We start from the raw sequence: 20,126 nt of genomic DNA, 5'->3' as shown, positions 1-20,126 counted from the left end.
GCTCGGCGACGCAAGCACCGCAGGGAGCGAGTGAAACGAGCGACTGAGGAGCGCAGCGAGCCGCGCGAGTCCTCGCGGCTGGGGCTTTGGAGGTGTTCGCTGTCGATCCGCTATCAACCGTTTATAAGCGAACGGCTGAGGCTTTGGAGGTCATCGCCGCGAAACGGTCGCCTGCCTATAAACGAGAGAACACAACTCGGTCGAGCGCGACACTCCCAGAGACGTATCGCGCGCGAGCGATGACCGACCCGCGTCCGGGGTCGAAACCGGGTTCGATCGAGGGCGAAACCGCCACCGAACCACGATCAACCAAAACAAACGTCTCAGCGCCGTTAACCCGGATGAAAACCGAATTAAACCGCGTTAAGCGAGTCCGATTTTTATAGGGTAACAGGGAGTGGACCCGAGTGGACATGAGCGAACGCACGACAGCAATCCTACTGATCGCGGTCGTCGCGCTGGGCGCGATGACCGGCGTCGCGGCCGCCGACGGCCACCTCGGAGTGGGCGTCGAGCAGGACGCGGACGGGACAGCGACGGTCACGGTGACCGAGAACGACACCGCGGTCGAGAACGCCACGGTCGTCGTGAGCGTGGTCGACGCGGAGAACGAGTCGTACGCGGGCACGGGCGAGTACGAGACGGACGCCAACGGCACCGTCGACCTCGAAGCGCCCGAGGAGGACGTGACCGTCGAGGTCACGGCCGCCGCGGGTAACGACACCGCCGCGACGACGGTCGACCTCGAAGCCCCCGACGGGCTCGAACTCGAAGTCGAAAACACCGACGGCGAACCGGTCGTCACCGTGACGGACAACGACACCGCCGTCGAGAACGCGACGGTGAACGTCACGGTCGCCGACCCCGCGAACGAGTCGTACGCGGGCGCCGGCGAGTACGAGACCGACGCGAACGGGACGGTCGAACTCCCGGCCGCCGAGGAGGACGTGACCGTCGACGTGACCGCCGAGTACGAGAACGAGAGCGTCTCCGAGACGGTCGACATCGAGGCGCCCGACGGCCTCGAACTCGACGTCGCCGACACCGACGGCGAGCCGGTCGTCACGGTGACGGACGACGACGAGGCGGTCGAGAACGCCTCCGTCGTCGTCGAACTCGCGGACGACGCTGGCGAGAACGCCTCGTACGCGGGCACGGGCGAGTACGAGACGGACGCCAACGGCACCGTCGGCCTGCCCGCCGCCGAGGAGAACGTCACGGTCGACGTGACCGCGACGTACGAGAACGAGAGCGTCTCGACGACCGCCGACCTCACCGTCGGCGGCGAGGACGACGAGTCCGAAGCGGGAACGCCGTTCGGCCAGCTCGTCCAGGAGTTCATCGAGAGCCTCGAGAACCGCGACGGCGGCATCGGCAGCGCGGTCTCCGACTTCGTGACGGAGAACAACCCCGGTAACGCCCCGGACCACGCGGGCGGCCCCGGCGGTCCCGACGAGGCCGACGATGACGACGACACCGAAAACGAGACCGACGCGCCCGGCAACGCGCCCGACCACGCCGGTCCCGACGGCGAAGAGGACGGCGAACGCGGCCCGCCGGCCCACGCCGGTCCGGGCGGTGACGACGCGGACGACGACGACGCGGACGATGAGGACGCGGACGACGACGCGGAGGAGACCGAAACCGAGGCAGACGACGCGGACGATGACGAAGCTGAAGAGGACGACGCGGAAGACGACGATGACGACGACGGCGAGAGCGGCCCGCCGGACCACGCCGGCGGCCCCGGCGGTAACTGACGACGCGGACCGCAGTTCGGGTCGGTAACCCGAGTCTCGGTCGCTGACGACCGACTTCTCTTTTCCGGAGCGGACTCCGTGTCGGCAGGGTTTAGTGCGCCGTGAGCGAACCGAGAGACATGAGCGAATCCGCGTATCCGCCGGTGTCACAGCACCTCTCGGACGTCGAGGCGGCCCGGGAGGAGGGGCGCCGGAAGATGGACTGGGCGCTCCAGCACATGCCGATTCTCAACGCCCTCCGCGAGGAGTTCGTCGACGAGCAGCCGCTCGCGGGCGAGACCATCGCGATGGCGATGCACGTCGAGGCGAAGACCGCGAACCTCGTCGAGCTGCTCGCCGAGGGGGGCGCCGAGGTCGCGATCACCGGCTGTAACCCGCTCTCGACGCACGACGACGTGTCGGCCGCGCTCGACGCCCACGAGTCGATCACCTCCTACGCCGTCCGCGGCGTCGACGACGACGAGTACTACGACGCGATGCACGCCTGTATCGCCCACGGGCCCACCATCACCGTCGACGACGGGATGGACATGGTGAAGCTCGTCCACGAGGAGTACCCGGACCTGATCGACTCCATCGTCGGCGGCGCCGAGGAGACGACCACCGGCGTCGACCGGCTGCGCGCGATGGACGCCGACGGCGAGCTACATTACCCCGTCTTCGCCGTCAACGACACGCCGATGAAGCAGCTGTTCGACAACGTCCACGGCACGGGCGAGTCGTCGCTCGCGACCATCGCGATGACGACGAACCTCTCGTGGGCCGGCAAGAACGTCGTCGTCGGCGGCTACGGGCAGTGCGGGAAGGGCGTCGCGAAGAAGGCGTCCGGGCAGAACGCGAACGTCATCGTCTGCGAGGTCGACCCCCGGAAGGCCTTAGAGGCCCACATGGAGGGGTACGAGGTGCTCCCGATGAGGGAGGCCGCGAAGAAGGGCGACGTGTTCATCACGACGACGGGCAACCGCGACGTGATCACCCGCGAGCACTTCGAGGAGATGAACGACGGCGTCCTCCTCGCGAACGCCGGCCACTTCGACGTGGAGGTCAACCTCGATCACCTCGACGAGCTCGCGGTCGACCGCTACGAGGTCCGCGACGGCGTCGAGGGGTTCGAGATGCCCGACGGCCGCGTCCTGAACGTCATCGCGGAGGGGCGGCTCGTCAACCTCGCCGCGCCCATCGCCCTCGGTCACCCGGTCGAGGTGATGGACCAGAGCTTCGGCGTTCAGGCGGTCGTCGTCCGCGAGCTGGCCGCCAACGGCGACGCGTACGACGCCGGCGTCCACGACGTGCCCGACGAGCTCGACCGCGAGGTCGCGGACATCAAGCTCGCCGCCGAGGGCGTCGAGTACGACGAGCTCAGCGACGAGCAGCGCGAGTACATGGGCAGCTGGGAACACGGGACGTAGGCGGGCAGCGCTGTTTATAAACGAAAAATGCGGTGGCGCGTGCCTGCGAGGCCGCCTCGCGGCCGAGCAGCACGCGCGAGGGAGTCGGCCGACCGCGGGGAGGCCGACGAGGCTGGGGAGGCGTGAGGTGCGGTTGCGGTGCGGGCGGGACTCAAAGGGGCAGCCGCGAGGCCGCCGTAGGCGACGCAAGCACCGCAACGAGGGAGCGGAGCGACCGAGTGAGGAGCGCAGCGAGCGTACGGCGGCCTCGCGGCTGGGGCTTTGGAGATGTCCGCCGTCGATCCACTATCAGCTATTTATAGGCGAGCGGCTGGGGCTTTGGAGATGTCCGCCGTCGATCCACTATCAGCTATTTATAAGCGAGCGGCTGGGGCTTTGGAGGTCGTCACCGAGTCAGCGCCAGGAACAATTTATAAGCGATCGATAGCAGCGTCGATCCCGTAACGCGCTCCACCACCGTCGACAACAACGGCGACTTACGACCGACTACCACCAACCGCTTCCTCGCGCCCTTTTTGAGCGACAACCACGTACGACTCGTAGTGACAGTCACGAGCGTCCACGACCCGAGCCACCGCGAGGCCCTCTGGGAGCTGGAGGACGCCTTCGAGCGCGGCGACCTCGTCAGCGCCTTCGGCACCTGTACGGTCTCGTACGAGGGCCGCGCGGCCTCGGACCTCGGCAGCGGCGACCGGCTGCTCGTGTTGAAACCCGACGGCGCCGCCCTCGTCCACACCGACGAGGGGCGCCAGCCGGTCAACTGGCAGCCGCCCGGATCGGAACACCGCGCCGCGGTGCGCGAGGGGCGGCTCCGCGTGCGCTCGACCCGAAGCAACCCCGACGAGACCCTGACGGTCCGGTTTTCCGACGTCCACCAGCTCTCCGCGATGGCCGTGACGGGCGGCCGCGACCTCACCCTCCACGGCAGCGAGGAGGACCTCCGGACCCGAATCCTGGAGCGTCCCGACCTCGTCGAGTCCGGGTTCGAACCCCGCGAGACCGAACGCCCCTCCAGCGCCGGCCCGATGGACGTCTTCGGTGTCGATGAGGACGGAGTTCCCGTGGTCGTCGAGCTGAAACGCCGGCGCGTCGGCCCGGACGCCGTGGGGCAGCTGGCGCGCTACGTCCGGGCGCTCCGGGAGGAACTCGGGGCCGAGAGAGACAACCGCGACCCCGACGACGCCCCCGCAGTCCGCGGCGTCCTCGTCGCGCCGTCGGTCACCGACCGGGCCGCGGAGCGGCTCGCGGACCGCGGGTTCGACCACGTCGCGCTCGACCCGACGGCGGAGGAGTGAGGGGGGCGTGTCGACTCGGACCGCGGCCGGGACGGTGTGTCAACGCACCCCGCGATCCGGCGGCACGCCGGCGCTGCCTCCCGACGAGCCGACGAAGCCGCCTCGCTATCGAAGGGTTTATCGCCGCAGCGGCGGCTACATCGGACAAGTAGCCATGTCTGACAAACCCGCCTCTATGTATCGGACGATCGACAAGCCGTCCTACACCCGCCGCGAGTACATCACGGGCATCCCCGGCTCGAAGATCGCCCAGCACAACATGGGCGACCTCTCCGCGGAGCCGGACGACTACCCCGTCCAGATCAGCCTCCGCGTCGAGGAGGAGCTCCAAGTCCGACACGGTTCCTTGGAGAGCGCGCGCCTCTCGGCGAACCGCCACCTGATCAAGGAGCTCGGCGAGGGCAACTACAAGATGACCCTCCGCAAGTTCCCCCACCAGGTCATCCGGGAGAACAAGCAGGCGACCGGCGCCGGTGCGGACCGTGTCTCCGACGGGATGCGCCAGGCGTTCGGCAAGCCCGTCGGCACCGCCGCGCGGCTCGACAAGGACGACGTCGTCTTCACGGCGTACTGCGACGTCGAGCAGGCGTCCGTCGTGAAGGAGGCGTTCCGCCGCGCGTACAACAAGCTCTCCCCGCCGTGCCGGATCACGGTCGACCGCGGCGAGAAGCTGCTCGTCTCGTAGACCCCTCGACCCCGTCCGTGAGGCGGGTTCTTTTCCGCGCGTTCGCGTGACGTAGCCGCGGCGCCGCGCGTCTCGGGACCGGTTCCGATCCCCGAGCCGAACACCTGAAATACCTCGCTCGCGTACCGCACGGCAGTGTCACAGCAGCTGGCCGAGGTCGAGACGCTGTTCCTCCACGAGGCGCGGAGCGACTACACCGTCGTCGCGAACCGCGACGGGAAGCGCGTGCTCCGCGGGCGGCTCGAACTCAAGGAGACCTCCGCGGGCCCGCGCCCGGGGAAGTTCCGCGTGATCCGCGACGGCGAGGACCACCCCCGCCAGCCGGACGAGTTCGTCGACCTCGCCCGCGCGGCCGGCCGGATCCGGATCTCCGAACAGACCTCGCCGGAGAGCCGGAAGCGGCTGAAGGAGATGCTCGACGGCTACCAGCTGGAGGCGACGGCGGTCCGGACCTGTCGGCGCTGCGCGAGCGACGGGCGATACGGCCCGATCACCTCGGAGGACGCCATCGACCACAACGGCGAGCTGATCTGCCGGGACTGCGCCCGCCGGGAGTTAGAGCGGGAGCTGTCGTACAAGGGGGAGTTCACGGGCGCGGCCGAGGAGCGCTTAGAGGAGCTGCTGTACGAGTCGGGCGACTTAGACCGGATCGTGAGCCTCCTCCAGGGCGGGCTCGACCCCGACCTCACGAAGTACGACGAGGTGTCCGCGAACGTCGACGACGTCTCGCCCGTCCGCACCGAGGACCTCGACCTCCACCCGGACCTCTCTTCGCACCTCCAGGGGCGGTTCGAGGAGCTGCTCCCGGTCCAGAGCCTCTCGGTGCGGAACGGCCTCCTCGACGGCGACGACCAGCTGGTCGTGAGCGCCACGGCGACCGGGAAGACGCTCGTCGGCGAGCTGACCGGGATCGACCGCGCGCTGAAGGGCGACGGGAAGCTCCTGTTCCTGGTCCCGCTCGTCGCGCTCGCCAACCAGAAGCACGAGGACTTCGAGGACCGCTACGGCGACCTGCTGGACGTCTCCATCCGCGTCGGCTCCTCGCGGGTGAACGACGACGGCAACCGCTTCGACCCGGGCGCGGACGTGATCGTGGGCACCTACGAGGGGATCGACCACGCGCTCCGGACCGGCAAGGACCTGGGCGACGTGGGGACGGTCGTCATCGACGAGGTCCACACGCTGAAGGAGGGCGAGCGCGGCCACCGCCTCGACGGGCTCATCTCGCGGCTGAAGTACTACAGCGAGAACCGGATGGAGACCCACGAGGGATACGACGGCACGCAGTTCGTCTACCTCTCAGCGACCGTCGGGAACCCCGAGTGGCTGGCGAAGAAGCTCCGCGCGACGCTCATCGAGTACGAGGAGCGACCGGTCCCCATCGAGCGACACGTCACCTTCGCGGACGGCCGCGAGAAGGCCGATATCGCGGACAAGCTCGTCAAACGCGAGTTCGACACGAAGTCGTCGAAGGGGTACCGCGGGCAGACGATCATCTTCACGAACTCGCGGCGGCGCTGCCACGAGATCAGCCGGAAGCTGCGCTACGACTCCGCGCCGTACCACGCCGGCCTCGACTACGGGCGCCGGAAGAAGGTCGAGCGCATGTTCGGCAACCAGGACCTCTCGGCGGTCGTCACCACCGCGGCGCTGGCGGCCGGCGTCGACTTCCCCGCCTCGCAGGTGATCTTCGACTCGCTGGCGATGGGGATCGAGTGGCTCTCCGTCCAGGAGTTCTCGCAGATGCTCGGCCGGGCCGGGCGCCCGGACTACCACGACCGCGGCCGCGTCTACCTCCTCGTCGAGCCCGACGGCGTCTACCACGGCTCGATGGACCGCACCGAGGACGAGGTAGCGTTCACCCTCTTAAAAGGCGAGATGGAGGACGTGGCGACCCACTACGACGAGACCGCGGCCGCCGAGGAGACGCTCGCGAACGTCGTCGTCGCCGGCAAGAAGGCGAAGCGCCTCAACGACCGCATGATCGGCGAGGTCCCTACCAAGCACGCGCTCGGGAAGCTGCTGGAGTGGAACTTCATCGACGGCTTCGAGCCCACGCCGCTCGGCCGCGGCGTCACGAGGCACTTCCTCGCGCCCGACGAGGCGTTTTTCATCCTCGACGCGGTCCGGAAGGGAACCGACCCCTACGACATCGTCGCGGACCTCGAACTTCGCGACGACGAGGAGTGAGCGCTCCCGGCCGACCGCGGCGCGGAGCGCAACGAAACCCTTTAGCGGCTCTTCGGGGTACGTACGGGTGCGGGGCCGTGGGGTAGTGGTATCCTCGCTGCCTTGGGTGCAGTGGACCTGAGTTCGACTCTCAGCGGCCCCATTCTGCTGTTGCGAACAGTCCGTGAGCAGCGGCGACTATTTATAAATAAAGAGGCGGCGGCGCGTGCCGACGAGCGCCCGGAGGGCGCGATGTCGCACGCGCGAGGGAGTCGGCCGACCGGAGCGAAGCGGAGGGAGGCCGACGAGGCTGGGGAGGTGTGAGGTGCGGTGCGGTTGCTGTAGGGGTGGGACTCAAAGGGGCAGCCGGGAGGCGGGCGCAGGCGACGTAAGCACCGCAAGGAGCGAGCAGCGCGAGCGACTGAGGAGCACAGCGAGCGTGCGCCCGCCTCCCGGCTGGGGCTTTGGCGGTGTTCGCCACCGATCTACCAGCGACTATTTATAAGCAAGTTGCTGGGACAGTGGAATCCTTCGCCGCATCGCCAATCACTACTTAAAAAGGATCTCAGGCCAAGTCAGTCAGCGACTGCTGCTCGTACACGTCGGGGTCGGCGGGGGGCGCGTCGCGGACGTCGGGGTAGTACTCCAACAGCTGACGCGCCAGCTCCTCGCCGAGCCGGACCGGAACCGCGTTGCCGATCTGTTTCATCACGTCGGTCTTCGTCCCCTCGAAGACGAACTCGTCGGGGAACGTCTGGAGCCGCGCCATCTCGCGGGGCGTGAGGTAGCGGTCCTCGGTCGGGTGGATGAAGACGTTCGTGCTCACCGTCAGCGACGGCTCCTCGGGGTCGAGCCGGCGGAGGTACGTGCCGTAGCGCTTGACGATCTCCGGCTCGTGGGGACAGGTGTCGGTGTCCTCGCAGTCGCACTGGTACTTCTTCGTCTTCAGGCGGTCGGGGAGGTCGCGGTAGTAGCCGCCCGGGGGGACGTGGCGGATGCGTTCGAGCGTCTTCTCGCCGGTGTCCGCGTACGTCATGTTCGGGAGGTCGTCGCTCGCGTCCGCGAGCGCCTCGCCGGCGGTGTGCCACTGCCCCTCGGGCGTGGTCGGCTCCGGGAACCGGATCGGCACGTCGCGGTCGGTCCCCATGAAGAAGATCCGGCGGCGCTTCTGGGGGACGCCGTACTGCTCGGCCTCCAGCACGCGGTACTCGCACTTGTAGCCGTGCGCCGCGAACTCGTCGACGATGAGGTCCTTCACGTACCGGTCGTCGCTGGTCTGCCGGTTGATCAGGTCGCGGACGTTCTCCATCAACACCAGCTGCGGCTCCAGCACCGAGACGATCCGGAGGAACTCCTCGAAGAGGGTGTTCCGGCGGTCCTTCTCCATCTCGTCGAGCTCGATCTGCTCGTTGTTGAGCCGGCTGAACCCCTGACACGGCGGGCCGCCGATCACCACGTCGATCCCGTCCGGGTCGTAGCCGGCCCGCTCGACGGCGGCGCGGATCGCCGGGGCGTCGAATTCGCGGACGTCCTCCTCGACGAACTCGGTGTCGGGGAAGTTGCGGCGGTACGTCTCGGCGGCCGGCTCCCACTGGTCGCTCCCGAGCGCGACGTCGAACCCCGCGCGCTCGAAGCCCAGATCGAGGCCGCCGCAGCCGGAGAAGAAGCCGGCGACGACCGGCGCGTCGGCGTCGGCGCTCGTGGCGCGCGCGCCGTCCGCGTCGCTCGCGGCGTCCGATCCGGAGCCAGCGTCGCCGTCAGCGTCCACCGACACCACCCCGCCCGACCGCGGGCGCGCGTGCTCGGTCCATTCGTGACCGAGTTCGCCGCGGGCGCATAAAAACGTCACACCTCGGGGCGGGGGATAGGGGCGCGCCGTCGGGCGCCGACGCTCAGGCGCGTCGCTCGCTGATCTCCTCGGCGATGCGCTCGTCGGGGCGGCGGAGCTCGCCGGACTCGACCTCGTAGACGTAGCCGGAGACGGTCGTGTCGTCGGGAATGAATTCGGACTCGCGGAGGTGCTCGACCTGCGCGGCACAGGCCGCGTCGATGTCGTCGGTCATCTTCACCCAGTCGAGGAGGTCGGCGTCACCGATGTTCAGCTCAGGGAGCGAGGGGTCGAGGTCGGCGTCGTCGAGGTCGCCGGCCTGCGCTTCGAGCCCCTCGCGGACCGCCTCGTCGGGCGCGCTCATCATGCCGCAGTCAGTGTGGTTGATCACGACGATCTCGTCGGTGTCGAAGAAGTTCGTCGTGAGCGCGGCCGAGCGGATCACGTCGTCGGTGACCTTCCCGCCCGCGTTGCGGAACACCTGCGCGTCGCCGAGGTCGATGCCGAGCGCCTCCTCTACGGGGATTCGCTCGTCCATACAGGCGACGACGAGGAGGTTCTCGTCGGTCGGGATCCCCTTGCGGCGGCGGCGCGCCCAGTCGTCGCGGGCGTCGACCGCAGCGTCGAGCTTCTCGTGGTGGGTGTCGTGGTCGGCGTGGTCGTGGTCGTCGTGAGATGCCATCAAGGGATCGGAGGGGCGCGAGAAAGGGGGCGGTTGCGGAAGCCACGATCCGCGCCGTCGCCGCGGATCGGCGGCGATATCGTCCGATACCGCGACGATGGTCGGCGTCCCGATTCGAGCGACGCGAGTGGGTTGCGCGCGATCGGCGCGCGGCCTTTCGAAATCCTTTTGTCTGGAATCGGCGTTGGTGCGAGTGCGAGCCGCCTTAGCTCAGACTGGGAGAGCACTCGACTGAAGATCGAGCTGTCCCCCGTTCAAATCGGGGAGGCGGCATTTTCCTGCGAACCTACGAGGGAGCGCAGCGACCGAGTTGTGCGCAGCGAAAATACTCCCGACCCGATTTGAGCAGACGAGTCGTGAGCCCGAGCGGAGCGAGGGCGAGCGTCTCGGCGAGTTCAAATCGGGGAGGCGGCATATTCCGAACCCGCGAGCGACAGCGAGCGGGTGAAGAAACGACGCCGTGCGGCCCCCACCGGACCTACTCGCCCGGGGGCGCAGCGAGGTCGAGGCCGACGGGGCGTCCCCGGTCCCACTCGACCGCGAGGACGACATCTCGGAGCGAGTCAAGGTGTCGCTCGACGACGTCCAGCGGATGTGAGTTGATGAACTGCGCCGGCTCGTGCGCGGCGGGCGTCGCACCGTCGTTGACTTGTAGATGAACTGTACTGAGGTCATCGTGCGTGTCGTCCCGATGCCAACCCACCAGCAGCCTCCGGTCTGGCTCTATCCAGTTGAACCGGTAGTACTCGTGCGGCTCACCAGTCTGTGGTTGAAACCCGATTTCGATCCGCGCAGCCGTCACCGGGTACTCGTCGTCGTCCAAGAACTGCCGCGGGTTCACGTCGGCGACGACGCGGTACGGGCCCGCTTCGCGCGGTTCGGCACGTCTCCGTCGGACGGTGTCGAACTCGCCGCCGAGCCGGTTCCCGATGCGGTCGTGGAGCCGCTTGCTCTGAAGGTTCGTCCGGTCAGCGAGGAAAACGACCATCAGGCGAGCGTCGAGGGAGAGTCAGTCCGCGGCGAGGAGAGTTCGAGGACGTCATCGTACAGCTGGAGGGCGTGCTTCACAAGCCCGAGTTCCGTGTTGATCGCCTCCCACGTGGCGATCGCGTTGCGACGCTCACGGAGTTCCGCGGCCGAGAACGCCTCGTCAGCGAGGCGTTCCCGGAACTCAGCGAGCGAATCGACGTCGTACTCCGTCGCCAGCTCTTCCTGTTCCTCCTTCAGTTCCGTGAGTCGACGCTCCAGTTCCTCACGCGAGTGGGCTTCGATCAGGTCCGTCACCTCGTCGAAGAGCATCCGCACGGGGTTCAGGTCGTAGGCTTTCGTCCCGTCGACGGTCGTCTCAGTCACCCAGTCGTCGCTCTCCAGTCGACGAAGTTCGTCGTCGGCCGTCGCGCGTGAGACGTCCGCCCGGTCCGCGATCTCCTGTACCGGCGTCGGCTCGTCCAGCAGCTCCGCGACGTGCCGGACGCGCTCACGCCCGCTCATGGTCTCTCTCCACGGTTCGGACTCCGAGTCGCCCATTCGACTTGACGTTGTACCGCTGAGCTCGAATAATTTTGTATAGTTCAGATATTCAGACGGAACCGGTTCCGCGAACGCAGCGGTCGGAGCGGGCGCTAATTTGGCCCCAGCGGCGCCGCACACTCGCGACAGTAGCGAAATCCGGCCGCGTTTTCGGCGCCGCACTGCGGACAGGTCGACCGCGCCGCTCCGTCAGCCTCCGGGTCCGCCGGATCGCGGTCGTAAACGGGGTCCTTGGTGTAGCGTTCGAGCTCGCCCTCGCGTCGCTTCCGGCTGCGCTCGCGGGCCTCGCGGAAGATCCGGACGAGAGCTCGGGCCCCGACGCCGAGCGCGACGAGCAGCAGCGCGCCCGCCGCGACGAGGTAGGCCGTGCCGACGTCGAGCATGGGTCGGCTACGGGCCGCAGCCGTAGATAATGTGGGATGTCAGCACGGACCGCGACGGATCGGCCGGCGCTCGGGAGGAGGGCCGCGGCTCACTCGTCGCCGACGAAGACGGTCGCGAGGCGGTCGCCGCAGTGCGGACAGTTCAGCGTCTGCCACGTGTCGGGGTCGAGGTCGCCGAACGGCTCCGACCGGCGGGCGTCCGCGACGGCGACGCTCGCGCCGCACGTCTCGCAGTCGTAGGTGTCGGCGTCGGTCATACTTCGAGCGAGTACAGCGCGGTCGCCGCGAGGATGCCCGCGGTCTGTCCGGCGCCGACGAGCGCGATTCCCGCGACGGTTCCGGTCGGTGAGCCCGCGAGCGCGGCGACGACGGCGCCCGTGACCGAACACGCGGCGGCGACGTGGTGGACGACCGAGCGCGGGACCGCCGGGTCGCGCAGGCCCGTGTAGACGAACGCGGGCGCGGGCAGCAGCATCCAGCCGTAAAAGGCGACGGCGAGGAGCGCGTCGGCCGGGAGCGCGGCCGCGAGCGCGGTCCCGTCGCGCGCGAGGAACCCGGCGACGCCCGCGAGCGTGACCGGCGTGCCCGCGAGGATGGCCAGCTTCCACGCGCGCAGGACGCCCGTCGCCATGTCGCGCCACGAGGCCGCGACGAAGGCGACGAGCAGGGCGCTCATGACGACGTGGGCGACGAACAGCGCGTGCGAAGAGACGACGCCGAGGACGGCTCCCGCCGCAACGGCCCACGCCGCCGGGACCAACAGCGCGGGACCGTTCTCGCGGAGCGTCAGGCCGGGGCCGCTCGCTCGATGCGCGTGAGACACACGCCTCGCTTTCGCGGCCGGAGACATAAACGTCGGCGTCGGACTGGGCGGCAGAGAACTCGACGGATCGGCCAAGCCCTCGATACAAGTCCGTCGTACGGCCAGTTATCGTCAGTAGAACTCGAGTTTTCGAAGACAAACGTTCGGAGAGAGACGTGGTAACTGTACACTCGCAATTCTTATGCCCGACCGGGCTCTGCCTTTAGTCGCAATGGCGACCGGAAAGGTTGATTTCTTCAACGACACTGGCGGCTACGGATTTATCGAGACTGACGACGCGGACGACGACGTGTTCTTCCACATGGAAGACGTCGGCGGCCCGGACCTCGAAGAGGGCCAGGAGCTCGAGTTCGACATCGAGTCCTCCGAGAAGGGCCCCCGCGCGACCAACGTCGTTCGGCAGTAAGCCGATCCGAGAAGGTGGGTCGGTCGGCTGACGCCGAACGCGACTCTGACACACGGTACCAAGCGTTCTCGTCCGCGTCGCGGGCTCACGTCCGCCGCGGCCGTATTTTATTCCCGACCAGCGCACCGCTCGTCGCGCGTGCGCCGTCGGGCTTCGAACGTCAACGCGAGCGACCGCGCTCGCTCAGATATGCTGGCCGAAGAGCCCGCGGCCCTTCGTCACCTCGACGTCGCCCTCGACCTTCGTCTGACAGGCGAGGCGGACGTCGTGGCTCGGGTGGTGCGGCGGGAGCCAGAGGCGGGCGCGCTCCTTCTTGCTCGGCTCGCTCACCTCGCCGTCGACCTGGACCGCACAGGAGCCGCACGAGCCGGCGCCGCGGCAGTTGAGCTGCTCCATCTTGCCGTTGTAGACGGAGAGACCGGCCTCCTTGAGCACGTCGCGCAGGTTGGCGCCCTCCTCGCACTCGATTTCCTCGCCCTTGTAGGATACGGTAGGCATGTGAGTACACGGTACGCGAGCGATCCACAAAGAGTCTGTGTCCGCGGCGCGCGCGGCGGAATCGGGCGCGGAGACGGCGTCGTCCCGCGATACCGGTCGTGTGCCGAGCGTCGGACGCCGACGGGGCGTTTTTTACCCTCGGCACCGCAGGGTGGCACAATGGGACTCAGGTGTCTGCTCGGACACGACTTCGGCGAACCCGAACTCCGGCGGGAGCGCGAGGAGGACGGCGACGAGGTCGTCACGACCGTCAAGGAGGTGAAGACCTGCGCTCGCTGCGGCGAGACGCAGATCGTCAGCGAAAACACCGAGGTGACGACGATGGAGCAGCTCGCAGACGAGGCCGCCGCGAACGCGGCCGGCGAGAGCGACGCGGGCGCGGCCGCGACGCCGGAAGGCGGCAGCGGTCCGAGCCCCGCCGAGGGGACGACGCCGGACGCGGCGTCGGGGACCGTCGACGCGGACGACGCGGGGACCGGCGCCGGCGGACTGACGCTCGACGAAGAGCCCGGGGCGGGGAGCGACGACGCCGTGATCCTCGACGACGGAGCCGACGACGAGGGGACCGAAGCCGCCGACGGGGAGGCGTCCCCGGAAGCGGGCGACGCGCCGGCGGACGCGTCGGAACCCCCCGACGCCGCGGGGGCGTCTGACGCTTCGGGCGGTCCGGACCCGGCGGACGAGGACGCGGAGCTGTTGGACGCGGGCGAGGAGTCGGCGTCGGCTTCGTCCGCCTCCGCCGCGTCATCCACGACGGACGCCGCGCCGGAATCGGTGTCGAGCGACGAGACCGACGCGGAGAGCGACGACGGCGTGATCCTCGACGAGGAGGAGGAGGAATCGGGCGACGACAGGGAGCGGGGCGCGTGGCCGTCCGTCGACGAGGACGACGGCGACGCCGACGGCGCGACCGCCTGGCCCGACCACGGCGGCGAGGACGAGGGGTTCAGCGCGGAGGTCGGCGAGGGCGGCGACGCGGGCGTCGAGTTCGGCGGCGGGCTCACCCCGGAGGCCGCTGAGGAGCCGGCGGCCGAGGACGGGGAGGAGACGGAGTACGTCGAGGCCCCCGACGACGCGGAGAGCGTCGCGTTCGACGCCGGCGACGGGGGCGAGACGGGCATCACCCGCGGCGAGAGCCCCGAGCTGGAGACGATAGGAGACGACGGGCCGACGGAGTACTACTGCCCCGAGTGCGGGATGGTCCGGGCCGCGGACGGGAGTTCGATGCGCGCTGGCGACATCTGTCCGGAGTGCAAGCGCGGGTACGTCGACGAGCGGCCTCAGTAGACGGACGGAAAAGAGCGCCGCGTCGGCGGTCGAACCCGCCGAGCGGCCGTGACGAAACTGGTTTACGCCGGCCTGTCGAACGGTCGCGGCATGAAGGAGTACAAGATGCGCCGCGGCGAGCATCTGGACGATCGCATGCCGGACCTGAAGGGCTCTATCGAGGAGTACTTCGGCGAGGTCACCGACACCGAGGAGTGGCAGGGCCACGAACTGTACGTCGTCGAGGACCCCGAGAACCCGGTGTTCGATCGGATCGTCGCGGGCGCCGCCGAGTACGGGAGCAAGAAGGACAAGCTGGCGGTCCACTTCGAGGAGCGGCCCGCCGAGGACGTCATCGCCGAGGGGAACGCCGAAGCCGCCGCGGACGCCGTCGACGCGAAAAACGAGTTCCTCCTTGAGGCGACCGGCCGCGACGCGAAGTCCCGCCGCGACTCGCTGAAGCGCGAAGTCGAAGACGACGCGCCCGACTACTGATCGGGTTCCCCCGCAGTCGTCGCCGCCATTCTCTGGTCGAGAGCCGTTCGAGAGGCCCGCAGCGCCCCGCTCGTCCGACCGGAACCGGTCGAGGACGTCGTCTCGCGGCCGAAACTGTCTCGCTGGCGGGAGAGTGTCAGGATCGATCGCATAAAAGTTAATTCAGAACTGAGTTAAAACTCCGACAGTCTTAAACCGACAGGGCGCGAAGAGGAGGTATGAGCATAGAAACGATTGTTCTGGCGGTCGGCAGCGAAGACGAGAAACGCACCGAGCGGCTCGCGAACGAGATCATCGCGCTCGCGGGGCCGGCTGACGCCGAGGTCGTGTTGACCCACGTGTTCGACGAGGAGGAGTTCGACGAGACCCGCACGAAGCTGGGCTTCGACCCGGATAGCGAGAACTCGACGCCCGACGACGTCGCGGAGCGACACCGGACCACCCGAGACCTCTCGAAGGCGCTGTCGGCGGCCGGCGTGCGCCACTCGGTCCGCGGCGCGGTCGGCGACCTCGCGGACGAGGTCGTCGAGACCGCAGAGGGGCTCGAGGCCGACCGCGTCGTCGTCGGCGGCCGGCGGCGCTCGCCGACCGGGAAGGCCGTCTTCGGCAGCGCGGCACAGGAGGTCATGCTCTCGGCGCCGTGTCCGGTGACGTTCGTCCGCGAGACGGCGTCGTAACGCGGTTTCGCGGAAACGGCTCGGTTCTTTTCCCTCGCTCGACCGCCCGAAGCGTCCCGCTTAAGTGAGACGGGTCCGCGCTTACACCCGATGTACTACGTGGGCGTCGATCTCGGGGCGACGAACGTCCGGGCGGTCGTCGGCGACGAGACCGCGGCGGTCCTCGGCTCCGCGTCGCGAGGCACCCCGCGGGGACCGAACGGCATCGCCGTCACGGAGGCCGTCCTGGAAGTGGTCCGTGGGGCCTGTACCGACGCGGGAATCGCGCCGAGCGAGGCGGTCGCGGCCGGGATCGGCTCGATCGGCCCGCTCGACCTCGCGGAGGGAGTGGTCCAGGGGCCAGCGAACCTCCCGGACACCGTCGAGCGAATCCCGCTCGTCGGGCCGGTCGGGCGACTGCTCGACACCGACGAGGTGTACCTCCACAACGACACGATCGCGGGCGTCATCGGCGAGCGGTTCCACTCCGAGCGCAACCCCGACGACATGGTGTACCTCACCATCTCCTCGGGGATCGGCGCGGGCGTCGCCGTCGACGGAAACGTGCTCTCGGGGTGGGACGGCAACGCCGGCGAGGTCGGCCACATGACCGTCGACCCGCACGGGTTCATGACCTGCGGCTGCGGGCTCGACGGCCACTGGGAGGGGTACTGCTCCGGCAACAACATCCCGAAGTACGCCCGCGAGCTGTACGAGGAGGACCCGATCGAGACGAGCCTCCCGATCGAGGACCCCGACTTCTCCGCGGTCGACGTGTTCGAGGCCGCGGGCGAGGACACCTTCGCCGACCACGTGATCGATCAGGTCGCCCACTGGAACGCCATGGGGATCGCTAACGTCATTCACGCGTACGCGCCGCTCGTCGTGAGCGTCGGCGGCGCGGTCGCGCTCAACAACCCCGACCGGATACTCGATCCCATCCGCGAGAAGCTCCCGGAGATGGTGTTCATCAACGTCCCGGAGGTGCGGCTCACCGACCTCGGCGACGACGTCGTGGTGAAAGGCGCCCTCGCGAGCGCGCTGACTGGCGGCACCGGCGACCGCTCGCGGGTCGAAAAGGCGCCCTGACGGCGGAAGGCGGAAACGAGGCCGGTTTCGCCCTTACTGTTCGAACTCGTCGAGCTCCGGTTCGACGTCCTCGCCCACCTCGTCGCGCGTGTCGAGGTACGCGTCGCGGTACCGCCAGATCTTCCGGAGGAGGACGTACCCGAACGCGCCCTGGAAGACCACGACGAAGCCGAACAGCGCGACGACCTGCGGGAGGCCGAGCAGCTGCGAGGCGACGCCCGTCACCGGGCCGACGAGCGTGTTGTACAGCGCGTGGATCGCCGCCGCGAGGACGAGCCCCTTGACGATGATGGGGCCGCGGTTCCCGGGGTTGAACTTCGCGAGCCCGAGGTAGTAGCCCGCGAACGCCGAGTAGACGACGTGGCCGGGGCCCGCGAGCGCCCGGAGCGCGGCGATGCCGTCGCCGGCGCCGAGCGCCGCGATCCCGACCGTCAGCTCCGCCATGTCGACGTTCTGGGCGATGTACACGAAGTTCTCGATGACGACGAATCCGAGCCCCGCGATGGCGCCGTAGACGGCGCCGTCGATGACGGCGTCGAACCGGGCGTCGGTGTACGCGTACAGCCGCACCGCGAGCAGCTTCACCGACTCCTCTATCGGGCCGACGACGACGAAGAAGAACACGACGAGCCCGAGGAAGCCGAACGGCCGGAAGTACGGCTGGAGCACGCTGTTCAGGACCGCCGCGAACGTCGCGGTGAGGATCGAAAGCAGGAACGTCGCCACGAGGAGCGACAGCGGCTCGGCGGTCGTGACGTCCGAGACGTACACGTAGGCGGCGAGGCCGAGCGCGGGGACGGCGGAGAGCCCGAGGAGGATCGCGATGGCCGGGTCGAAGACGAGCCCCAGCCCGAACGAGCCGACGATCGCGAGGAGTCCGACGAAGGCGACGAAGACGACCAGCGCCTTCGCCGAGCGAGTAATGAACCAGTGTAACGCGACCGACAGCCCGTCGAGGGAGGTCCGTTCCTCCCAGGTCGCGACGTCGTAGAGGTCGCGGTCGTCGTCGGCCCGGGACGCGATCGGGTCCTCGTCGGATGGCATGGCTCCCGTTTGCCACCCGGGTGACTTAATTACTGGGCGGCACCCGAGCGGCGTCCGGCGATGAGCGGGCGGAAGCGGCGCAGCCGACAGCGTTGAAACGGCGGCGCCCGAAGGCGGGGTATGCACTTCGATCCACGGGTCCAGCGCGCCCTCCGAGAGGCCGGGCTGGACGCGGACGCCGTCGCCGACGCCTCGGACCGCGTCGCCGAGCTCGTCGCCCGCGACGCCGACCGACTCCGAGCGTTCTTCGACGCGGACGCAGCCTACTACTCCGACATGGATATGGCCCACAGCGCGTCCGAGACGCAGGAACACGCGACCGCCGACGTCGACCTGTTCACTCACGGGAGCGACCTCCGCGGCTACCTCTCGCTCGACGGGTGGGGCGTCCCGGTCGAGGGCGGACGAGTCCTCCGCGAGGGCGACGGCGGCGACCCCGTCGTCGTCGAGCTCTCGCTCGGCGACACGGTGAACGACCGGGTGCGGTTCGCTCGCGAGCGCGGGGAGCTCTGAGGATGCCGCGAGCCCGCGTCCGCGGCATCTACGCGACGGCGCTCACCGCGCGCCTGCTCGACGCCGGCCACGACGTCGTCGACGCCTCGCCGCCGATCCGTCGGCGCTTCGACGCCGCGTTCGGAGACGACCCGCCGGACGTCCGGATCGAGACGAGCGGCGATCGGCAGGGCGTCGGCGCGCACGGCGACACCGACGCGGTCGACGCGGTTCGGGGCCTCCTGACCGACGCCGGCCGCGACGCGCTCGCGTGGGCGGACCCGACGCCGCCCGGCGCGGTCCTCGACGGGGAGGTGACGGAGACGCTCGGCGGCGGCGCGGTGGTGCGGCTCCGGACCGACGACGATACCGCCGAGGGGTACCTCCCGTACGGCGCCGTCGACGACCGGGTGGAGACGGGCGACCCGGTCCGCGTTCAGGTGCGCGAGTCGGCGGCGCCGTGGACCGACCGGAGACTAGAGCTCGCCGGGGAACTCCGGGTCGGCGGCGACCTCGTCGCGCTCGAACCGGGATCCGGGACGCGGGTCAACGTGCGAGACGACGAGGCCGCCCGCGAGCTGTCCGGGATGCTCGACCTGCTCGACCTCGAACCGCCCGAGGGGTGGCGCGCGGTGTGGCGACCCCCGGCCGTCGACGCCGACACCGAGGCGCTGACCGCGGGGCTCGACGCGGCGGTCGACGCCGCCGAGGAGCTACGCGCGGCGGCGGGTTCGGGAGACGAGACGGGGTCGGGGCTCGGCGTACTCGACGACGGAAGCCGGCTCCGCGAGGCGCCGGTCGCCGCGCCGAACGCCGGCGTCTGGGTCTGGTTCGGCCGCGAGAGCCGGTTCGGGCTCGACGACGCGCGCCGGACCGCGACCGCGACGATGCCCGGCCACCACCGCGTGAAGGCGGGCGCCGCAGACGCCTCGGCCGGGGTCGACCTCGCGGAGGCGCTCTGCGAGCCCGCCCCCGACGCCGAGTTCCCGTTCGCGGTCGTGACCGACGCGTTCGGGCCGCAAGAGGGCGACGCGCTCCGGATCGACCACGGGAAGCCGGACGGCCGGCTGATCACCCTCGGCGAGGCGACGGTGACGGGGGTCGACCCCGACGGGACCGTGGCCGTCGAGCGCGAGATGACCGGCGGCGGGACGTACGACGGGCTCGGGGTCGACCGCGTGGCCGGCGACGTCGCCGAGACGAGCCTGAAGGAGGGACGCTGGTGGTACCCGACGACGTACCGCGGCCGCGACGGGACCGTCCGCGGGACGTACGTCAACGTCTGTACGCCCGTGGAGGTGTTCCCCGACGCCGCGCGCTACGTGGACCTCCACGTCGACGTGGTGAAGCGCCCCGACGGAACGGTCGAGCGCGTCGACGACGACGAGCTCGACGAGGCGGTCGCGGCCGGAACGGTCCCCGAGCCGCTCGCCGAGAAGGCGCGGAGCGTCGCGTCGGCGCTTGAGAACGCGCTGTAGGGTAGGGAGCGAGCCCAGGACGCCCCCGCACGGCCCCGCACGGCCCCGAGACCTCCCCGCCGCGCCGACAGCTCGACTCGGTCGTTTCGAAATTCAATCACTTAGATTAGACACAATAACATTATTATTCATCGTATA

21 protein-coding genes and 2 tRNA genes are annotated in these 20,126 nt (G+C 69.3%); 14 read left to right on the top strand and 9 right to left on the bottom strand.

Annotated elements, in window-relative coordinates; translation table 11 throughout:
* Positions 1-413 precede the first annotated feature (413 nt).
* From AC4NMM_RS12945 to AC4NMM_RS12920, 6 genes are all read left to right on the top strand, one after another.
* Positions 414-1,760 carry a DNA primase gene (locus tag AC4NMM_RS12945; RefSeq protein ID WP_491924429.1) on the top strand — a complete coding sequence of 449 codons (1,347 nt, stop codon included), beginning with the start codon at positions 414-416 and terminating at the stop codon, positions 1,758-1,760.
* Between the two features lie 119 nt (positions 1,761-1,879).
* Positions 1,880-3,169 (top strand): adenosylhomocysteinase, encoded by a 1,290-nt coding sequence (locus tag AC4NMM_RS12940; protein ID WP_491924428.1) that lies wholly within the window; start codon positions 1,880-1,882, stop codon positions 3,167-3,169.
* Between the two features lie 542 nt (positions 3,170-3,711).
* Positions 3,712-4,464, top strand: a complete 753-nt coding sequence (gene nucS, locus AC4NMM_RS12935; RefSeq protein WP_491924427.1) for an endonuclease NucS — start codon at positions 3,712-3,714, stop codon at positions 4,462-4,464.
* Between the two features lie 154 nt (positions 4,465-4,618).
* The gene (locus AC4NMM_RS12930) at positions 4,619-5,149 is read left to right on the top strand and encodes a 50S ribosomal protein L16 (RefSeq protein ID WP_096394174.1); all 531 of its coding nucleotides are present in this window, start codon (positions 4,619-4,621) and stop codon (positions 5,147-5,149) included.
* Positions 5,150-5,284: 135 nt separating this feature from the next.
* Positions 5,285-7,339 carry a DEAD/DEAH box helicase gene (locus AC4NMM_RS12925; protein ID WP_096394175.1) on the top strand — a complete coding sequence of 685 codons (2,055 nt, stop codon included), beginning with the start codon at positions 5,285-5,287 and terminating at the stop codon, positions 7,337-7,339.
* A 71-nt stretch (positions 7,340-7,410) separates the two neighbouring features.
* Positions 7,411-7,481 (top strand) — tRNA-Pro (locus AC4NMM_RS12920).
* Between the two features lie 402 nt (positions 7,482-7,883).
* Here AC4NMM_RS12920 and AC4NMM_RS12915 read toward each other — a convergent pair.
* Entirely contained in the window at positions 7,884-9,086 is a 1,203-nt protein-coding gene (locus AC4NMM_RS12915) for a DNA cytosine methyltransferase (RefSeq protein WP_491924426.1), read from the bottom strand.
* A 124-nt stretch (positions 9,087-9,210) separates the two neighbouring features.
* A complete protein-coding gene (locus tag AC4NMM_RS12910) occupies positions 9,211-9,828 on the bottom strand; it encodes a beta-class carbonic anhydrase (protein WP_096394176.1) in 618 nt (205 codons plus the stop codon).
* A 199-nt stretch (positions 9,829-10,027) separates the two neighbouring features.
* On the opposite strand from AC4NMM_RS12910, the gene AC4NMM_RS12905 reads away from it, so the two are divergent.
* Positions 10,028-10,101, top strand: a tRNA-Phe gene (locus AC4NMM_RS12905).
* A 205-nt stretch (positions 10,102-10,306) separates the two neighbouring features.
* Here the strand turns inward: AC4NMM_RS12905 and AC4NMM_RS12900 are convergent.
* The 5 genes from AC4NMM_RS12900 to AC4NMM_RS12880 all read right to left on the bottom strand — a co-directional run bounded on the left by AC4NMM_RS12900 (position 10,307) and on the right by AC4NMM_RS12880 (position 12,591).
* Entirely contained in the window at positions 10,307-10,816 is a 510-nt protein-coding gene (locus AC4NMM_RS12900; RefSeq protein WP_491924425.1) for a hypothetical protein, read from the bottom strand.
* Positions 10,816-11,319, bottom strand: coding sequence for a winged helix-turn-helix domain-containing protein (locus tag AC4NMM_RS12895; RefSeq protein ID WP_096396191.1), 504 nt, complete (start codon positions 11,317-11,319; stop codon positions 10,816-10,818). The genes AC4NMM_RS12900 and AC4NMM_RS12895 overlap by 1 nt, the downstream gene beginning before the upstream one ends.
* A gap of 131 nt (positions 11,320-11,450) precedes the next feature.
* Positions 11,451-11,741, bottom strand: coding sequence for a zinc ribbon domain-containing protein (locus AC4NMM_RS12890; protein ID WP_096394178.1), 291 nt, complete (start codon positions 11,739-11,741; stop codon positions 11,451-11,453).
* Positions 11,742-11,830: 89 nt separating this feature from the next.
* The gene (locus AC4NMM_RS12885) at positions 11,831-11,998 is read right to left on the bottom strand and encodes a hypothetical protein (RefSeq protein WP_017341819.1); all 168 of its coding nucleotides are present in this window, start codon (positions 11,996-11,998) and stop codon (positions 11,831-11,833) included.
* Positions 11,995-12,591 carry a hypothetical protein gene (locus tag AC4NMM_RS12880; RefSeq protein WP_096394179.1) on the bottom strand — a complete coding sequence of 199 codons (597 nt, stop codon included), beginning with the start codon at positions 12,589-12,591 and terminating at the stop codon, positions 11,995-11,997. The genes AC4NMM_RS12885 and AC4NMM_RS12880 overlap by 4 nt, the downstream gene beginning before the upstream one ends.
* A gap of 184 nt (positions 12,592-12,775) precedes the next feature.
* Here AC4NMM_RS12880 and AC4NMM_RS12875 point away from each other — a divergent pair, with 184 nt between their 5' ends.
* On the top strand, positions 12,776-12,970 hold the full coding sequence (locus tag AC4NMM_RS12875) for a cold-shock protein (RefSeq protein WP_004599158.1): 195 nt from the start codon (positions 12,776-12,778) through the stop codon (positions 12,968-12,970).
* A gap of 183 nt (positions 12,971-13,153) precedes the next feature.
* On the opposite strand, the gene AC4NMM_RS12870 is transcribed toward AC4NMM_RS12875, so the two are convergent.
* Positions 13,154-13,468, bottom strand: coding sequence for a 2Fe-2S iron-sulfur cluster-binding protein (locus AC4NMM_RS12870; RefSeq protein WP_096394180.1), 315 nt, complete (start codon positions 13,466-13,468; stop codon positions 13,154-13,156).
* A 159-nt stretch (positions 13,469-13,627) separates the two neighbouring features.
* Between AC4NMM_RS12870 and AC4NMM_RS12865 the strand changes: the two genes are divergently transcribed.
* The 4 genes from AC4NMM_RS12865 to AC4NMM_RS12850 all read left to right on the top strand — a co-directional run bounded on the left by AC4NMM_RS12865 (position 13,628) and on the right by AC4NMM_RS12850 (position 16,974).
* Complete coding sequence (locus AC4NMM_RS12865; RefSeq protein ID WP_096394181.1) at positions 13,628-14,755, top strand: DUF7093 family protein; 1,128 nt, start codon at positions 13,628-13,630, stop codon at positions 14,753-14,755.
* Between the two features lie 90 nt (positions 14,756-14,845).
* On the top strand, positions 14,846-15,229 hold the full coding sequence (locus AC4NMM_RS12860; protein ID WP_096394182.1) for a DUF5611 family protein: 384 nt from the start codon (positions 14,846-14,848) through the stop codon (positions 15,227-15,229).
* Between the two features lie 218 nt (positions 15,230-15,447).
* Positions 15,448-15,906, top strand: coding sequence for a universal stress protein (locus AC4NMM_RS12855; protein WP_096394183.1), 459 nt, complete (start codon positions 15,448-15,450; stop codon positions 15,904-15,906).
* A gap of 90 nt (positions 15,907-15,996) precedes the next feature.
* A complete protein-coding gene (locus AC4NMM_RS12850; RefSeq protein WP_017341813.1) occupies positions 15,997-16,974 on the top strand; it encodes an ROK family protein in 978 nt (325 codons plus the stop codon).
* A 33-nt stretch (positions 16,975-17,007) separates the two neighbouring features.
* Here the strand turns inward: AC4NMM_RS12850 and AC4NMM_RS12845 are convergent, their stop codons facing one another.
* Positions 17,008-18,018, bottom strand: a complete 1,011-nt coding sequence (locus tag AC4NMM_RS12845) for a PrsW family intramembrane metalloprotease (RefSeq protein ID WP_017341812.1) — start codon at positions 18,016-18,018, stop codon at positions 17,008-17,010.
* A 120-nt stretch (positions 18,019-18,138) separates the two neighbouring features.
* On the opposite strand from AC4NMM_RS12845, the gene AC4NMM_RS12840 reads away from it, so the two are divergent.
* Both AC4NMM_RS12840 and AC4NMM_RS12835 read left to right on the top strand, forming a co-directional pair.
* Positions 18,139-18,531 (top strand): DUF7532 family protein, encoded by a 393-nt coding sequence (locus AC4NMM_RS12840; protein ID WP_491924424.1) that lies wholly within the window; start codon positions 18,139-18,141, stop codon positions 18,529-18,531.
* A gap of 2 nt (positions 18,532-18,533) precedes the next feature.
* Positions 18,534-19,988 (top strand): ribonuclease FAU-1 family protein, encoded by a 1,455-nt coding sequence (locus AC4NMM_RS12835; RefSeq protein WP_491924423.1) that lies wholly within the window; start codon positions 18,534-18,536, stop codon positions 19,986-19,988.
* The last annotated feature ends 138 nt before the right edge of the window (positions 19,989-20,126 follow it).

The sequence above is a fragment of the Halorubrum sp. SD41 genome, from assembly GCF_058630335.1.
The sequence above is the reverse complement of the archived record's forward strand: the minus strand, read 5'-3'. Positions and strand labels throughout refer to the sequence as shown.

Excerpts from the sequence above, each read along its gene's own strand:
- AC4NMM_RS12945 (WP_491924429.1), top strand. The coding sequence starts at position 414 with ATGAGCGAACGCACGACAGCAATCCTACTGATCGCGGTCGTCGCGCTG.
- AC4NMM_RS12940 (WP_491924428.1), top strand. The coding sequence starts at position 1,880 with ATGAGCGAATCCGCGTATCCGCCGGTGTCACAGCACCTCTCGGACGTC.
- AC4NMM_RS12930 (WP_096394174.1), top strand. The coding sequence starts at position 4,619 with ATGTCTGACAAACCCGCCTCTATGTATCGGACGATCGACAAGCCGTCC.
- AC4NMM_RS12910 (WP_096394176.1), bottom strand. The coding sequence starts at position 9,828 with ATGGCATCTCACGACGACCACGACCACGCCGACCACGACACCCACCAC.
- AC4NMM_RS12900 (WP_491924425.1), bottom strand. The coding sequence starts at position 10,816 with ATGGTCGTTTTCCTCGCTGACCGGACGAACCTTCAGAGCAAGCGGCTC.
- AC4NMM_RS12895 (WP_096396191.1), bottom strand. The coding sequence starts at position 11,319 with ATGAGCGGGCGTGAGCGCGTCCGGCACGTCGCGGAGCTGCTGGACGAG.
- AC4NMM_RS12890 (WP_096394178.1), bottom strand. The coding sequence starts at position 11,741 with ATGCTCGACGTCGGCACGGCCTACCTCGTCGCGGCGGGCGCGCTGCTG.
- AC4NMM_RS12885 (WP_017341819.1), bottom strand. The coding sequence starts at position 11,998 with ATGACCGACGCCGACACCTACGACTGCGAGACGTGCGGCGCGAGCGTC.
- AC4NMM_RS12880 (WP_096394179.1), bottom strand. The coding sequence starts at position 12,591 with ATGTCTCCGGCCGCGAAAGCGAGGCGTGTGTCTCACGCGCATCGAGCG.
- AC4NMM_RS12875 (WP_004599158.1), top strand. The coding sequence starts at position 12,776 with ATGGCGACCGGAAAGGTTGATTTCTTCAACGACACTGGCGGCTACGGA.
- AC4NMM_RS12870 (WP_096394180.1), bottom strand. The coding sequence starts at position 13,468 with ATGCCTACCGTATCCTACAAGGGCGAGGAAATCGAGTGCGAGGAGGGC.
- AC4NMM_RS12865 (WP_096394181.1), top strand. The coding sequence starts at position 13,628 with ATGGGACTCAGGTGTCTGCTCGGACACGACTTCGGCGAACCCGAACTC.
- AC4NMM_RS12860 (WP_096394182.1), top strand. The coding sequence starts at position 14,846 with ATGAAGGAGTACAAGATGCGCCGCGGCGAGCATCTGGACGATCGCATG.
- AC4NMM_RS12855 (WP_096394183.1), top strand. The coding sequence starts at position 15,448 with ATGAGCATAGAAACGATTGTTCTGGCGGTCGGCAGCGAAGACGAGAAA.
- AC4NMM_RS12850 (WP_017341813.1), top strand. The coding sequence starts at position 15,997 with ATGTACTACGTGGGCGTCGATCTCGGGGCGACGAACGTCCGGGCGGTC.
- AC4NMM_RS12845 (WP_017341812.1), bottom strand. The coding sequence starts at position 18,018 with ATGCCATCCGACGAGGACCCGATCGCGTCCCGGGCCGACGACGACCGC.
- AC4NMM_RS12840 (WP_491924424.1), top strand. The coding sequence starts at position 18,139 with ATGCACTTCGATCCACGGGTCCAGCGCGCCCTCCGAGAGGCCGGGCTG.
- AC4NMM_RS12835 (WP_491924423.1), top strand. The coding sequence starts at position 18,534 with ATGCCGCGAGCCCGCGTCCGCGGCATCTACGCGACGGCGCTCACCGCG.